This window comes from Halovalidus salilacus, from assembly GCF_031852275.1.
Taxonomy (GTDB): Archaea; Halobacteriota; Halobacteria; order Halobacteriales; family Natrialbaceae; genus Halovalidus; species Halovalidus salilacus.
Genome location: NZ_CP134701.1, coordinates 82430 through 99006 on the forward strand (window position 1 = coordinate 82430; position 16577 = coordinate 99006).

Here is a 16577-nt window from a genome sequence, read left to right on the forward strand (position 1 = left end):
ATATGGGATCGCTCAAAGTATTCGACTCGCAAGGCCGGGCGATGTACCCAGCCGGTGCGTCCGACGAAAACCAGATGCAGCGATACTTCGACCAGGACATACTCGCAATCGGACCGAAAAATGACAAGTACAAGATCGAAGCCTATCTGAAAGTCAAAACCAGCGAACGTAACGAGCAGGTGAGCATCCGGTACATCGGTGACACCCTCGACACCCTGTTCGCGGATTGTCGGGCCGCGATACGGACGCAGTTAGTCGAGAACCGTGGCTGGACGATTCGAGAACCGTACGGCAACGGCCCGGGTAAGCTAACGTGGCTCACAATCTGGGAAGGGATCGGAGAGGCGAACGCGAACAAGACACCAGACGACCTGTACGCTGATTCCGAGTTTGGTCTCGGACTGAACCGAGAGGAGAGATCGCTCCTCCAGTCGATCGTCCGCGAAGAAAATGGAACTGTTCGAATCACTGCATCCGACTACGACGTTATCGCGAAGGCGCTTTCGCAGTATCTTACGACTGGCAACACGATCGTCGTCTCTCGTGAACGCCACAGTCCACCAGAATATGCTGATATCCACCTGTCTGTCTCTTCAGATCAGTGGGAAAATTTCACGCTCCACGACGAGACCAGAGAGACACTGGAGAGACTGAAAGAGCAGAGACGAGAAGAACTACGGCAAGAGAGTTTCAGTGACCTGGCGGAGACGATCGCGAGTCTCAAGGAGTTGAATGCAGACAAATCCGCTGTCAAAGATCGATTATCGACCGCTCAGCCGACACCTACAACGGATTGCGGGTGATGGAGAACAGCGAGATTCGAGAGCTCCGGCAGCGAGCGAGAACTGAAAGAGCAGGCCAGTCGACTGCTTCGAAGAATCGGCTCATCGCAAGTCTGAAAGAACGTCCAAAACTCCTGATGCTACCGATACTTCTCGTGGCGATTGTACTGGGGGCCATCTTTCTGATCGGGTTCGGTGGTCTACCGTTTTTCGATGGGAATAGTGGATCAGACAACCCCGACGTTCCCAGTGCAAGTTTCAGTATAACAAACGTAACCGTAGAGCCCTCGGAGGCAGAGGTTGGTGACGAAATCAATATTAATGTTACCGTCAAAAACGGCGGCGAAGATGCTGGCAATGCAACGGTGTTATTACACAGGGAAGAAAGCTTAGAGAATGACAACACAACGCCAGAAATTGAGCCAGATGACACTAAACAAGTAGATTTCAGTGTCGAGCCTCTTACCCGGCCTCAGAATTATTCTGTTCGGATTGAAAACGACTCCAGTACAGAGCGCGAAATTCAAGTCGGTCTCGATGGTAACATCACCGTATCGGACTCGATAGCCGGCTCGAATCTTCCCGCGACCTCGAACTTACAGACAGCTAAATCGGCTGCTCGCAAGAGTGACCGAGCGAGACAATGGACAATTGGCCAGTTCACCAGCCGGGTAACTATTGATAGAGATTCATGACTGACGAGGATGGGGACGATAACGCGTCTGCAGACACAGCGAACAGGGGACGTATCCCTAATTACGCGACCGAACGACGCGACCTATTGAAGACGACTGGTGCGGGAGTGCTCGGGATCACGAGTTTTCGACATACTACAGGCCGCGTATCGGCCGAACATCAACTGATCGAAGACTGGAACAATCTATATGCCATCCGGGGCAGGTTGGAAGATGAGGGAGAAGACTACATCCTAGCCGCCGATCTGGATGCAGATACGCCCGGTTACGATGACCACGTCGCGAACCCCACCGGTGGCTGGGAGCCCATCGACGATGCTGGCTCCGATAATTCGTGGAGTTTGTACGGCGACGGACACTCAATCTCAGACCTCATAATCGACCGTCCCGACGAGAGTAGCGTCGGTCTGTTCGGGGAGGTGGCAAACGGCGAGATAGAAGACATCTCGATTCGAGATGCCGATATCATCGGTGGAGACAGTGTCGGAACGCTCATCGGAACTGGAGAGAACTGCACTGTAGTCGACTCGGATACGACGGGATCAATTAGCGGCGATAGCAGTGTCGGCGGCCTTATCGGTAGCATGTTGATTGGAGAGATAACCGACTCGTATTCAGAACAGTCAGTGACGGGCAGTAGCTCTGTGGGCGGACTCGTTGGTAGGAGCGATAATCTCAGCATATCGAATTCATACGCTACGGGATCAGTTAGCAGCGATGGAAATGCAGGTGGTCTTATCGGTTCCGATGAAGGTTCAACGATAACTGATTCGTACGCGAAAGGATCCGTTGAGGGCTCTGGCTCAACTGGTGGCCTTCTCGGCTTCAGTATTGAGACTGACATAAACCAATCATTTGCAACAGGCACGGTCAATGGGGAGAGTTTAACCGGTGGTCCGTTGGCTCAGCTGAGGTCCTTTCCGTAAACAGGTCGTACGCGACGGGCGAAGTCAGTGGAACCAGCGAAGTTGGGGGACTGATAGGCGAAATAATTGACGGTGGGGATATAACTGAGTCATATGCAACTGGATCAATTGATGCCGAAGAAAATGTTGGTGGTCTGGTAGGCTACTGGACTGGTGGTGGCTCTATTGGTACGTCGTACGCAGTTGGGTCGGTTAACGGTGGAGAAAATGTTGGTGGTTTAGTCGGGTATATTTATGGACCAGGTGATGTGAACGAATCGTACGCAGCTGGTTCTGTCAGCGGGAGTGACAGCGTTGGTGGTCTGATTGGGCAATTCGACCAGGATAGAGTGACCAATGCATACTGGGACATACCAGCGACCGGGCAAGACGAGAGCGCTGGAGGAGGAGTGGGACTCGGAACGCTGGATGACGAGCCACCAGCTGACGGAATGACAGGAACTGATGCTGAAAAAAGCATGGAGGGATTCGATTTCGACCAGACGTGGACCACCGTCGAAAACCCACCGAACTACCCAGTGTTGCAATGGCAGGATGGCAGACATCCGAAAAAAACCACGGGGCATTCTGGAGGGACCTCCAATTCGACAGCCGGTGCCGGAGCCTTATCAGAGGCAACCATCGAAGCCACGGTGACGATTGACGGACAAGAGTATCACGTACTGCGAAATCTCCCCGATAAGTCCACTGGTACATATGCATATACGACAACAGGGTTCGAATTGCTCGAGCCGAATCTCGCAACTGATGTCGCCGTCAGTCACGAATTCTGTGATGCATATCTGTTCGACAGCGAGGAGCGTCTCGAGTATACGAATGAGCAACATGCAAAGTTCGATACTGTCGAAGAGTTAGCCCGAACCGCAAATCTACTGACTCAATTGAGCGGTGCATTGGCATTGTACACGATCAGCCCATTATCTGCAGCACCACAGGTTGCTGAATCTTTAGGCACAGTTATCGACTGGGCCTCGCATGAACTTACCGACCCATATCAGCAACAGTACATGAAAATGGCGGCAACCAGTAGCACGACGACTGGGCAAATGAAGAGGTGCCGGATGCCGGTGGGTCACTACTTGACTTGAGTGCTGATGCGACTGAAATATTTAAACTAACCTTGCAAGCAGCAGAAGTCGCTAAAGGTATTAGAGAAATTGCCAAAGCAGTACCGACCGTTGTCGATGTTCTTCGTCAATCAGATTCAGTTGTAACGGACGTTGATCCAAATACTGTTTCCGGTGTCGGTGATCTCCGAAATGCTGGCTATACAGCCCTCGCGGGCTTGGCTGTGAGTACAACTGTGGATACAATTGGGAACATCGCTGAAGTACAGGCGAAAAGTGCGGCGCTTGGCGGCGGAAGTGCAGGTGCTCGTCGACCAATTCTGAATGAGATTATAAGCCTCGAGAATCGAATTCAGGAGTACCGAATCGGGACTGCGGGAATCCTTCGGATACAGGCACTCCGACAAGTTGATTATCAACTAGAAGCGGCTGCATGGGAGGGTATCAGTACCCTCTATCAAAACCTCTCCGACGGGCTACTCGGCCCTGGATACGACGCAGTCTTCGGTGCAGATGACTTCGCAAAAAGAGCGGCGCAAAATGCTGAGTCCTGGCGAAATCTCAGCCATTACACGATGAAGGGTACAGGTGAACATCTCAGACGGGGACTTGATCACTACGAGAAATCACTCAACAAAGCGGAATTCGGTGAGCAAACTGCAATAAGATATCAATGACAGACCAGAACCGTCCAGATACTGAGGAGAGTTCCACTGGTCAGATGGCAGACCGTCAGCAGTCGAAGGCCTCACAACCAGTTCAGGAACTGATATCAGATAATAAAGCATTTCTCTCACGCCGGCGTACCCTTGGTGGACTGCTCGTTGTTATTGGAGTTGCAGGCTGGACATTTCGTGAGCAGTTGCCCGGTTATCGTGACCAGATTGTGACTGATGAGGGCGAAGTTGGTCCATCTCCGTGGGAAAAAGAACAGCAACTGCGTGAAGCGAGGCAGAATCAAAGATTAACACTGGTACCGTCTTTTGGGTACGAGCCTGTGACCGAGCAAACAGACGATGCTACTGTCCCAGTCAGTAGAATATCTGCTGCTCCGAACGCATCTGGAAACGGTGATCGGATAAGGTGTACTGTCGCATCGGGATTTACCGACGAATTCATTGAATTGCTAGTCGCATTGTGGGCAAACCCGGACCAAAAGAGAAATCAATATGAGACATCAGTCGGTGGATCTTCCCTTGAATTCGAAGTGATTCCAGGCGACAACATCTGGATTGGGATAGCAATCCAGCCAGCAGAGCAAACAAATAGGGACCATCCGTCTTTAGCTAAGCTCAGAACGTCGTGACAGTGGCGGCTTTTCGGGACTTCTTTTCGACAGGAATGAGGAGGCAACGGCTGTGTACACTGAAGCCTCCTCAGACGTAATTGAACAGCGGCTTACTAACCTCCTTCCCTCTGAAGCGCTCGAAGACCACGCCGAGGCTGTCGGCGTGGTCGAGCGTGAAGGAAAACTTCAGATACCGCCTCTCGTCTGGTCATTCGCGTTCGGCTTCGCCACCGGCGAGAGCCGAACGCTGGCTGCCTTCCGGCGGAGTTACAATGCAACTGCTGACGAGACGCTTTCTCCTGGCGGTTACTACCAACGGCTGACACCAAATCTCGCGACGTATCTCCGCGACCTCGTCGAGGCCAGACTCGACGAGGTCGCTGTTCCTCACACTGTAACGGATGAGCTCGAACGATTCAGAGACGTGATGATCAGCGACGGGACGATTGTTCGACTCAATGAACTTCTCTCCGACGAGTTCCAAGCTCGCAAGAAGGACCAAGCTGGAGCCCGGCTCCACTTGGTCCACAACGTCACCGACCAAACAATCGATCAGTTCAGCATCACGGATGAAAAAGCGCACGACAGCACTGAGTTTGACACAGGATCAGGCTCGAAGGTCGGTTAGCACTGCTTGATCTAGCGTATTTCAAGTACCGCCGATTCGCGCTGATTGATGAGAACGACGGGTACTTCGTAAGTCGTCTGAAAGAGAGTGCAAACCCGGTGATAACGGAGGAACTACGGGAATGGCGTGGCGACGCCATTCCCTTGAAGGGAAGCAAGTCTTCGACGTTGTTGACGATCTCTACCGGAAGTACATCGACGTAGAGGTGGAGGTGGAGTTTGACCGTCGCGAGTACGCGGGAGAACAGTCACAAGATACGAAACAGTTCCGTGTCGTCGGCGTCCGCAACGAGGACGCCGACGACTACCACCTCTATATCACGAATCTCTCGCGAGAGGAGTTCTTGCCGGAAGATATCGCAACGATGTACCAATCCAGGTGGGCAGTTGAACTGTTATTTCGTGAACTCAAGACGCAGTACAGATTGGACGAGTTCGACACGACAAAACCGCATATCGTGGAAATCCTGATCTACGCCGCGTTGTTGTCACTGGTAGTGAGCAGAGAGTTGCTCTCGTTGGTAATGGAACACGCAGAGGACAGTGCTGTGTTTCCACCGGAACGCTGGGCGGCGACCTTCCGGTCGCACGCCCAGCTCATCCTCGATCGGCTCCGTCAGTTCCTCGGGTACTCACCGCCACCGCTGTTGGATCGGCTAATCGAAGATGCCCAAAAAATCCATCAGCAGCGTCTCGTGCTTCAGGAACGACTGGCTACCGGTATCCAGCCAAGAACCGCAGAGGTGGCTTAGCTAAAGACGGATGACAAATAGGGACATTGTGCACACTGTTCGTGGTGTGAATGAACAAACAGTTGTTGATTTGATTGAAACGTATGATTCGTTCTAAAGTCGGGTTAGGCTGTTCTGTTTAGTAAAAATATCGTCGAGAGTTCATACTTCCTCACCTCCAGTGAGAAGCATCTTGATTCGCCTTCATCGAGGTGGGAAGTAGTTAGGTAAGATCTGAGATAATGAAGGAAAAAAGGTATTATGTGCAAAACTGTCACCCCTCACTGGGTTCCAGTTGCGCCCCCGGTCACCAACAGCATTCTTTTCGAATGTAACTCCCTCTCAATTAATATAGGTATTTATTATGTAGGATAATTTTGACCTCATAGCTCACAGTTAGACAGTTCTGTCAGGTTATGACTATTGTTGCCTACACCATACACAACGAAACCCTGAGAATGATAATATATTTATAATTCTGACTAGAATACAAATAATATTGAAAACGATCAATAGGATTTATTTTATATACCTATTGAAATATCAGGTATGGCAACATCAGAACCCGACCGAGTTGTTGAAGAGCTCACTCGACCAGTTGTGAAACTACTTCTTGCCCTAATTGGTTTATTCGTTCTACGATTTATTGTCGTTCGACTGCCGGGGTTGGAGACCCAGATACCAGGTGGAACTGCAATTACGTTTGCAACGCTGGCTGCTGCGGTCATTACACTCGTAATGATTGCTATCATTGTAAATTTCGGTCGTGAGTTGGAACCACGTCTTAACCGGGTACTTTCTGGACCAGCCGAAGTAGTTTCGGACATGTCCGAAGCAGTGAAACAAATTGTGTTTCTCGTAGCAATCTTTATCGCGTACGATGGAATGACCGGTGTTGCTCTGCCATTCTTAATACCTGATCCTGGACCCTGGGTGTACGATATATTCTTCCTTCTGGTTGCTTTAGTTCCAACAGTTATCATTGCGCAGCGGATATTTGGAAACATAGATGAAATCACAGATATACTAACCCAACAAGTTAAATCCGTAACTGTAGATAAAACTACTTGCCCATCGTGCTCTGCCTCAGTCCGTGCAAGTCTAGATTTCTGTCCAGAGTGCGGAGAGACCCTTCCTGATCAAAAGAAGGCTGTTGAACATGACGAAGACAGTTCTGTGTCCATTTGTCCAGAATGTAGCGCTGATGTGGAAGAGACTGCGGCGTTTTGTGGATCTTGTGGTACCGAAATAGCCACTGGAGGCCAAACTACAGCAAATGAGGGGCAAACTACAGCAAATCCTAATCCGGACTGAAGATGAACTTTAACCGGAGCCGCCGGAATATACTGCAGGGTATTACAGGTTTGGGGCTTCTCCCGTTATTGGAACTGCAAGACAATACGTTTGAATCCCAACAGAATAAAGAGGTAGACAGTGGATCATCGTTGCCACCGCTGGCCTGGGAGTGGACTGGCGACGTGTCGAATCGTAACCAAGTCATCCATGACCTCGTTGAAACACAGGATGGTGCTATCGCCTGCGCTGGGATGGAAGGTAACGATTCAGGAGTACAAGACGTTCTATTGCAGAAAATAGACTCTTCCGGCGAACCGATTTGGGGTCGCACGTTTGGCGCCGATCAGAACGATGCAGCTCTCGGCGTTGTCGAGTCGGATAATGGATCGCTTGTGCTCTGTGGGGGATCGATGTCCGAGGGTTCGAATCTTATGGACACGACAGTCTGGCTGGCCGGTGCCGACGGTACCCTTGAGCGATCCGTGTCACTCGGGAGACCGGGGACGAACGATGCAGCCCATGCGATAACTCCCGGCGTTTCCAGTGGGTTTCTACTAGGAGGGGGAACTCACTACCTCGGTGGGGCCTTCGGTGACGGCGTAGGACGACTGGTCAAGATCGATGATGACGGCTTTGAAGAGTGGTCAACGACGATGGAAGACGGGTCTGCGGGTGAAATCTACGACGTTGCGACAACTGGTGACAGCAAGTATGCATTCGTGGGTACACGAGCCGGTGAGGATGATGAAGGACACGCGTGGCTAGGGGTTGTCGACCGTGACGGCGACCTCGAGTGGAGTAAAACGTACGGTGCGTCCGGCAGCAGGATCGGATACAGTCTGATCGAAACCGACGATGGCGGTTTTGCATTCGCGGGTACGACCCAGCCACCTGGACAGGATGAACCTCGAGCATGGGTCGTGAAAGTTGACCTTCGCGGCGATGTTGAATGGGAACGGACCTACGGGGGAACCGGACACGACGCGCTGGTATCGATCAACAAGGCGATGGATGAGGGCTACATCCTCGGCGGATGGACAGAAGATAAGGACGATGGGGACGTGGGTTGGCTACTCCATATTCATACTGATGGCGAACTAGTAGGAGAGCAAACCTACGGTGACAGTGGTCGCGACCGATTCAATAAGGTTGTCAAGATCGGCCAAGGATATTCGATAGGTGGGTTCACGACGGGTACTAGCAGCAACCCAACCGCTTGGGTAGCCAAAGCTGGTGAGGAATCTGATTCCGTAGACATCGCAATAACGAGAGAAAAAACGACGGTCAAATCGCCAGTTACTGTACAGGTAACAGACCCAGATGAAAATGAGTACGAATATCGATGGCGGGTTGTCGATATGCCCTCCGGAAGTTCACCAGGATTGCTACATGGTGAGAACGAGGCGGAGACACCGAACGGAGAATTTGTGCCAGGTATTGGTGTGATAAAAAATAAAGAGACGAAAGAGAAAACGCATGCAGTACTCCGGCCCGACGTACCCGGCACCTATACGCTCGAAATTGAAATCAGGAATGCGGACGGATCAGTAGTTAATCGTGATCAAATCGAGATTTCTGTCGACTCGGATTGGCTGACGCATGACAAGATGGATGATGGAGAATACCCAGGGTTCGCAGTTGATGGTATCGAAACCGCTTCGGAACTTGCTGAAGCCTACGCGCCTGTCTATCATTTTCATAGTGATGAAAAGTACTTCCCGACCCGGTTTGAAGCGTTCGTCGAGAATTCCGAACTTCGCTTCCGGACGACTCCGGAAACATCAATCACCGCCACTACTGTCGTCCCAAATAAACAGAGAATTGAAGACATCACGCTCCTCACCCTCGGTGACGAAACACTCGATCCAGACTACGAAATCACGAACCAAGCGAACGAACTGTTTTTGAAGAGTGGTCAGACAGATAATCCAGAACAGGCCTATCAAAACTATCAGAAGGAGTATCCCCCTACAATCCACGCGAGTGTGACTGGGACGGAATACGACGGAGAAGAGTACGTTGCGTTAACGTACTGGGCATTCTATCTGTTTGATCCAAAGAAAGGAGACGTGACAACGGATACTACCGATGCGATTAAGAGTCTAACTGACACCGATGCGATTAAGAGTGTATTAGCGGCACACGCCTCTGATCTCGAAACGGTGACGATTTTGTTCGATCAAACCGGACCGCAATGGGTTGCGGCCGCCCAACACTACAGTGGAGAGTTCATGCGGTGGCAAAAGGTTGCACACCAGGCCAAGGAAGGACCATTAGATGTGTATCCCGCGAAGGGAGCACATTCATCATTCCTCGTTAATACGCAAAGTGACAAGTACGAAGGAAATATTCCCGGTCAATACCGGTGGCTTCCTAAATGGCAATATCATCTTTATGTGTCAGATGCTGCTATTTCTGAAATAAATATCAAACCAACAGACACACTTGGTCCGGTCGGTGGCTTCTTTGGCGATGAAACGGGAAGTGCTACGACTTGGTCTTTCGAAGATGGTGACTACGACCTCGTTATGCTCTCGGATTCTGAGGGCGAAGACTGGCGAGATTTTGCAGGTAAATTCAAATCTGAGGGAGTCCTGCTAGAAGGAGGACCATTCCCTCATCAACGTTCTAAGAGATGGAATGATCCCGGTCAGTGGTTCCCCAACCACATGCTACCCGAACACGATGTACTTTCAGCAGGGGGAGGTCTGTCTAAAATTATAGATTATGTAACAAGAACGAGTTCGTTCGTGACTGATGAAAACAATAGAATTACATCGTTTGAAATAAGCAATTTCAAAAATCCCGGCGTAAAACCACACACATTCTATGTTACTGGCGAAATCACTACTTCCGGTTCTAATGATACGTCCCCCAGTGCAACAGAAACGAGGACTCAAGCTCCAATACTTGAATTCGAGGAGCCACTTGGCTGGAATGAGGATACCAGTATTACGATTCCACTCGAACAGTTGCCAGCAGAGGGAGAAATTTCGATCGATCTATCAATCCGAACCTATCCGGAACGCATCGTGAGCAATCTGAATACAAGCGATCAAGATACCATCCTCACCGTGCGCAAATCAACTGTTTTGGATCTTCCGACTATATCGGTTAGCTTCCCAAATATTGTCAGTGCCTTGGATAAGCAGGAGAACGAACCTGAAATCACGCCTCTCAGTAATCACGGGGGCGATGGTCGTAAAAATCAACACGAAGCCCAAGATTCTCATTCATTTTCCGGTCAAGAAAGAGTTGTCACGCCAGGTGACGATATCAAATCGAATCTAACAGTCACAAATGAAGGTGATACGCCTGAATCACTCTTGATAACGCTACTGATCGAAGAGACCCCAGGATCGCCTGTCGTTGATTGGCCGATTGATTCGAAAGAGGTCTCAATTGGACCAGGCGAATCCCAGGAAGTCACGCTATCCTGGGAGGTAACCGAGGAAATTCCGGAGGGGACGTACGATATGGTTACCGAGGTGTGGCTTGAAACCGACCCAGACAACCTGACAACACAGCTCAATAGCAAGCGCGACTCGAATGCGTTCGCTGTTGAAAAGCCAATGGGGGAATTAGATGTAACCTCCACGCCAGAGGAAGCGATGGTGACAGTGGATGGTGAAATATTAGGAGTAACGCCATTGAACGCAGACCTCCCCATTGGGACCTACGAAATAGCAGTCATAAACGAGGAGTATGAACCTGTGTGGGATGAGGTCTCGATCGATGCTGGCGAGACGACTGTCGTCTCGTTTGAGTTGCACCCTCTTGAGGAAGAAAAATCCTCCACAGACGTCGATAGCGGATCAGATGATGGCGGGACTGATGATGAGGATGCACTTCTTGATGAGATCAGATCACATCTCGATGTCGTAGTAGTGAGTGCGCTCGCTGGATTCGGTAGCGCCGGATATCTTATAAAACGACGGCTCACTTCCGAGGAAAATAACGAAAACAACCAATAGTAATTATGAAAAGAAGAACGTATCTGAAACGATCGGCAACAGTTCCAGTTTTACCAACCATTCCGATGGGAAAACGATCCGGCTCCGTACCGTTACAGACCTCGGGAGACGACGAGACCGGAACGTACCACGATATCGATTCGTCCGCGTTCCCCACTAACGTGACGGTCGGATGGATCAGCGATCGGTTCATCCAACTCAACGAAACGGACGCGCCGGTTGTCGGCCACGAAATCTCGTCCACGGCACTGGTGATGGAAGTCGCGGAAACGCTTGAAGAGTTCGATGTGCTCAAAACAGGTTTCGACTGGGATGAATTCGATTACACTGGTGCGGATGCGTTTTCACAGTTGTTCGCACCCCACGCATGGCCACTGCACGGATCCGTCACTCTCCCCGATGGCTTCTTCAACACTCATGTCATTGCGTGGGTAACCGGGATTCACGACGACTACTATAGCCCTGACATCGACGAAGGGGAAACCGAAGCTGGAGCTATTCCGTCCGATCGGTTGTTCTACGATCTTTACGGTCATGCTCCGTTCATGTTCGCTGTTATACCCGCAGTGGAGACGCCGGAGCCAGGGAGTGTGATCGATTTCGATGCGACTGTTCGGCATACGAACGGGGATGATAGTCATCTCGAAACTGCCCCAGATGGTGGGTATCTGGATATTGGAACCACCGAAACCAAAGACACCCTCCGGACTCCTGATACGGAGTGGGATCGTAACGCTGCAGCCGTTTTCACTGGTCTGCAACAACACCCACAGCCGCGGTTAACGACATCGGTCAATGCGCTAGAGTACGAAGATGATCTATTACGCCCCACTGGTGGATCAGTCGTCACAAAACGGGGGAGGGTATCTGACTCGACAGTCTCCTCTGACGACGTCGTACGGCGACACAAATTACAGAGCGAGGAACACGATATTCTCGTCGGTGGAACGCTTTCGCATTCGTGGGATGATGACGGACAATTAGACACGACTGGTCCGGTGAATGTCGCCATTGTTGTCGATACGTCCGGAAGTATGAGCGAGCGTGACGCCGGTATGACTCGCAGCGACGGAACGCCAATGTCCCGCATAGAAGCCCTGCGAGAGAGTTTGGTTCCAGTCATGGATCTGATTGAAGAAGACTATCAAACGAGTCTCGTCGAATTCAACTCGAGTGCTAATGTTGTACACCCTTTGACGGAAGTTGACAATGTTGCACGGAGTGAATTGAAAGGAAGTGTACGAGGGCTTGTAGCAGGGGGAGGGACAACGATAGGGGGTGGAATGCGACTCGGAATGGAAACGATTGCGGATGAATCGGGTGAGAAAACGATGATACTCCTTTCTGACGGCAAAGAAAACGAACCCCCATACGTTGACAACGTATTACCGGAAATTCGAAATGCCGGTATCAAAGTATTTACTATTGGTATTGGAGCGGACATCGATGAACAGCAGCTAAAATATATCGCCGATCAAACTGGAGGGGACGTCGAAATTGACCCAAATATCGAGGAACTGAGACGATTCTACTTCGAATTGGCGGAGGACGCGCAGAACCGTCAGACCCTTTCGAGTGCCGAAGAGAGGCTTGATCAAGGGGACCGTATCGAAGACGACTGCAAGGTTGACAGTAGTTGCGAAGATGCCCAATTTTCGCTGTCATACGAGGGAAGCGATATGAATCTGATAGTAGTGGATCCGAATGGAAACGAGATAGTGGAGCGCGGGGACGTAGCTCACCGTGAAGGTGGGGCTCACGAAGTTTGGTCAGTCAAAGATCCCGAACCGGGTCAATGGAATTACGAGGTTGAGGTAATCCAGGTCGATGCTCCCCAGGAGACGCTCACACAAGCAACTGCGGATTCAACCGTGGACGGCGAGCTTTTCGTATCTGATGACTTGTACGAAGCGACAGGGCTTCTCCGGATTCAACTTCTAGTTTCCGAAGGTTTCGAACGATATGTGGGCGCCAATGCACATGCTGAAATTACCCCGCCATCTGGTGCGAATGACGATATAATTGAACTCTCGCTGGACGACAATGGTTCCGGACCAGATGATATCACAAACGATGGCATATACTCGGGTTACTTCCACCCGACAGAAATTGGAGAGTACGAATTCAAAACAATTGTAGAAGGTGGTGAATATGAAGAACTCAAGCGCGAATTCATTGATCATGTTAGTGTATCCACTGTTATCGATTCTCCTGCTAAACCATACCAGTCTGAAGCTTCGTATTTTGATATAATCCAAGAGTATGGTCCACTTGCGGGAGCTCTCATACTAATGGCAGGTGTAATGTATACCGTTTTACGATGGTTGGAACCAACAAATGAATCGGTGTAAGGAGTAATTCTGATTGTACGTGTTACCCCCGAGAATTCTACGGTCGGTACAGCGTAATTTCGTGAAACCATCTCATTGTCGCGGACAACTCGTTTGAGTTCGGCGTATGGATTGCGTCCCTGCTGGCAACTATACGCTGTCGGAACATTTGGATGTGGCCGTTGCTCATCCAACCAAGCTGACGCTGATCGCTGACACTGACAAAAAGACTGATCGTATCGATGCCAAAGAGTTAGCTCGGATGGTTCGGCTTGATGCAGTGCCAGAAAGGTACGTCCCGCCAGAACAGATCAGGGAAGCCTGCGCACTCGTGCGCGGGCGACAGAAGTTGGTCGAGAACCGAACCAATTTTGCGAACAAGGTACACGGTCTCCTTTCCGAACACGGGATCACTGAAGATATCAAGCCGCTGAGTGTCTCGGGGCGAGAGTCCCTGCGGGACCTCTCGCTCCCGACGCCGTGGGACGAGTTACTCACGTCGTATCTGGAGATAATCGAAACCCTCACCGATGAGATTGACCGGCTTGAAGCTGCAATCGAAGACCGCGCTGGGTCTCTGCGCGAGACCCAGCTGCTCATGTCGATTCCTGGCGTGAGCTACTATTCGGCGCTGATGATCTACGCATAGGTTGGCGAGGTGGATCGGTTTGACCGAGACAAAGAAGTGGTGAGCTACGCTGGATTGAACCCAGTGATCCGCGAGTCCGGCGACTCGCGGATCAAGGGTGGATTTCGAAACGAGGATCACGCCAATTACGTTGGATCCTCGTCCAGTGTGCACGTACAGCTGTCCATACCTGTGAAGATGCGTATTTGAGCCGATTCTACGATCGGTTAGCGGGAAAGAAAGGGTCGCAGAAAGCAATTGTTGCGACGGCTCGGAAACTGCTCGTCTCTATCTACCACATGCTTGATCGAGAGGAGGTGTATGATCCACCAGGTGTAAGTAGCTGAGCACCGCCGAGCGGCGGCGCTCGCAGGCCGGGTCGTAGGCCGCACCAGCCACAGCTACAGCACAAGATGTCTTCCGCCTGCCACAGTCTCAGGATTGTATCGGGTCGTGGTATTGTGGTTCTCGTACCTATCCTCAGTACAGCCTTGTTTCATGGTAACAATTATGTCGCTCACGGTGGTTTATTTAGGTAGCAGAATTTCCATAGGTAAAGACGGATGATCCCCGACCAAAGTAAGCATTTGGCGTGTGAGTATCCACCGTTGACACTGGACACTTCACGCGGCAGAAAGTGGTTGATATATGCTTTGAGGATGCCCGTATTCATACTCCGACTCTCTCAGTCGAACAACTAATTACTGCCCCCAAGGTTTCACAGAATTCCACCTGGTGGTAGTTCTAGAATGATCTACTGGATACGATCTCTGTATGTAGCAGCGATTCCGAGCAGGTTTTAAGAATTGCAACAGGGCCGATATATCTATCACGAGGATGTCAGAGCAAACGGACAGAGAGACACGCCAGTTATCGGACGTGAACGACCGGCGGGCTGACTCAGTATACTGTACTCCAATATCGCTAGTTGTCCACTCTGGCTCAAGGGACCAGTTGCTAACAAATAGCGGTCAGAATGAAGCGACTGAATCATTCGTGTAATTCAAACTGTCTGCTAATATATAGAGTGCGTTGGCGTTTAACAGTTCATTTTATTTGAAAACGTACGCAGAACCTGCAAACCTTCCGTTTGGGTCCTCGTCAGCCACTGCTCCAATGAGTGCGGCGGAACCGTCGCTTGCCAGTGACGCCGAGAAGCCGAACCCATCGCCTTGATCGCCGTCATTGGCAGTGAGTTTGGCTACCTGTTGCCATTGACCTCCTGTGTCTTTGAAGACATACGCTGACCCTGCCTGCTCGCCGTTTGGGTCCTCGTCACGCGCTGCTCCAATGAGTGCGGCGGAACCGTCACTTGCCAGTGACACCGAATAGCCAAACGCATCGCCTTGATCGCCGTCATTGGCAGTAAGTTTGGCTACCTGTTGCCAGTTTCCACCAGTTTCCTCAAAGACGTACGCCGCCCCATTTTCGTCGATGCGGGCTCCAATGAGTGCGGCGGAACCGTCGCTTGCCAGTGACACCGAATAGCCAACTGGGAATTCCAACCCTTCAGAAGTTTCACTCTCAGCGGTAATTCTGGCTCCCTGTTGCCAGCTTCCACCAGTTTCCTCAAAGATGTACGCCGCCCCATTCCCGTCGTCGCGGGCTCCAACAAGTGCCACGGCACCATTGGATGCTATCGATACCCCCCCACCGTATCTATCATATGTGTTTCCCCCATCAGGTGTGAGATCTGTTATCTGTTGCCAGTTTCCATCTTTTTCTTCGAACACGACTGGTGAACCTATGACAGTCCCAACGATAGCTGTGGTGCCGTCAGCAGCTATAGACGTTGAGCAGCCAAATTCATTATTCTGCCTACCGTTCTCATCAGTAAGTTTGGAAACTTGTTCAAACGAAGAGAATTGAATAGCATCTGAGCCATCACCATTATTTTCATCTCCATCTTCATTTCTATCATCCTCATTGGCGGGAGAGTCCTCTTCTACATCAGTGTCGTCACTTTCCAAAGCGCCACACCCAGCCATTCCAACTGTTCCAACACCTGCAACTATTGCGAGAAGCCTCCGTCTCTGTGATGAAACCATAAAAGGAACTGTCTTTCTCTGTATGTAGTTATTATAAGTATAATCAAGTATTCAATTATTATAACATGCGCCCGCATTGGTCTTTAGTTAGATTTTACACCTCGGTTGTATAGTCGCAGTTGTCCACTCTCTTGACGCGGCGGCAGCAAGAGTTCGGTCTGACACGGTAAGGTCGCTGATACGAG

The 16577-nt window shown here is 50.7% G+C and carries 10 protein-coding genes and 3 pseudogenes; 12 read left to right on the forward strand and 1 reads right to left on the reverse strand.

Annotated features, from left to right (window positions below; translation table 11 throughout):
• Positions 1 to 2: 2 nt before the first annotated feature.
• The 12 genes and pseudogenes from RJT68_RS20935 to RJT68_RS20990 form a co-directional block, all read left to right on the forward strand.
• Positions 3 to 803 carry a hypothetical protein gene (locus RJT68_RS20935; protein ID WP_407040437.1) on the forward strand — a complete coding sequence of 267 codons (801 nt, stop codon included), beginning with the start codon at positions 3 to 5 and terminating at the stop codon, positions 801 to 803.
• Positions 803 to 1477 carry a CARDB domain-containing protein gene (locus RJT68_RS20940; protein WP_407040438.1) on the forward strand — a complete coding sequence of 225 codons (675 nt, stop codon included), beginning with the start codon at positions 803 to 805 and terminating at the stop codon, positions 1475 to 1477. Before RJT68_RS20935 ends, RJT68_RS20940 begins: the two co-directional genes overlap by 1 nt.
• Positions 1474 to 2403, forward strand: coding sequence for a GLUG motif-containing protein (locus RJT68_RS20945; RefSeq protein WP_407040439.1), 930 nt, complete (start codon positions 1474 to 1476; stop codon positions 2401 to 2403). The genes RJT68_RS20940 and RJT68_RS20945 overlap by 4 nt, the downstream gene beginning before the upstream one ends.
• Positions 2331 to 2501: pseudogene (locus RJT68_RS20950) on the forward strand (hypothetical protein); the annotation flags it as partial. The gene RJT68_RS20945 and the pseudogene RJT68_RS20950, both read left to right, overlap by 73 nt.
• 150 nt (positions 2502 to 2651) lie before the next feature.
• Positions 2652 to 3491: a hypothetical protein gene (locus tag RJT68_RS20955; RefSeq protein ID WP_407040440.1), complete on the forward strand. Its 840-nt coding sequence runs from the start codon at positions 2652 to 2654 to the stop codon at positions 3489 to 3491.
• Positions 3488 to 4147 (forward strand): hypothetical protein, encoded by a 660-nt coding sequence (locus RJT68_RS20960; protein ID WP_407040441.1) that lies wholly within the window; start codon positions 3488 to 3490, stop codon positions 4145 to 4147. Before RJT68_RS20955 ends, RJT68_RS20960 begins: the two co-directional genes overlap by 4 nt.
• Complete coding sequence (locus RJT68_RS20965) at positions 4144 to 4776, forward strand: hypothetical protein (protein ID WP_407040442.1); 633 nt, start codon at positions 4144 to 4146, stop codon at positions 4774 to 4776. The genes RJT68_RS20960 and RJT68_RS20965 overlap by 4 nt, the downstream gene beginning before the upstream one ends.
• A 52-nt stretch (positions 4777 to 4828) precedes the next feature.
• Positions 4829 to 6137 (forward strand): annotated as a pseudogene (locus RJT68_RS20970) (IS4 family transposase).
• A 528-nt stretch (positions 6138 to 6665) separates the two neighbouring features.
• A complete protein-coding gene (locus RJT68_RS20975) occupies positions 6666 to 7430 on the forward strand; it encodes a double zinc ribbon domain-containing protein (RefSeq protein WP_407040443.1) in 765 nt (254 codons plus the stop codon).
• A gap of 68 nt (positions 7431 to 7498) precedes the next feature.
• Positions 7499 to 11386 carry a PEGA domain-containing protein gene (locus RJT68_RS20980; protein WP_407040444.1) on the forward strand — a complete coding sequence of 1296 codons (3888 nt, stop codon included), beginning with the start codon at positions 7499 to 7501 and terminating at the stop codon, positions 11384 to 11386.
• Positions 11387 to 11547: 161 nt separating this feature from the next.
• Entirely contained in the window at positions 11548 to 13737 is a 2190-nt protein-coding gene (locus RJT68_RS20985; RefSeq protein ID WP_407040445.1) for a VWA domain-containing protein, read from the forward strand.
• Between the two features lie 133 nt (positions 13738 to 13870).
• Positions 13871 to 14691, forward strand: a pseudogene (locus RJT68_RS20990) (IS110 family transposase); the annotation flags it as partial.
• Positions 14692 to 15396: 705 nt separating this feature from the next.
• Here RJT68_RS20990 and RJT68_RS20995 read toward each other — a convergent pair.
• Positions 15397 to 16392 carry an FG-GAP repeat protein gene (locus tag RJT68_RS20995; RefSeq protein ID WP_128226355.1) on the reverse strand — a complete coding sequence of 332 codons (996 nt, stop codon included), beginning with the start codon at positions 16390 to 16392 and terminating at the stop codon, positions 15397 to 15399.
• Positions 16393 to 16577: the final 185 nt, after the last annotated feature.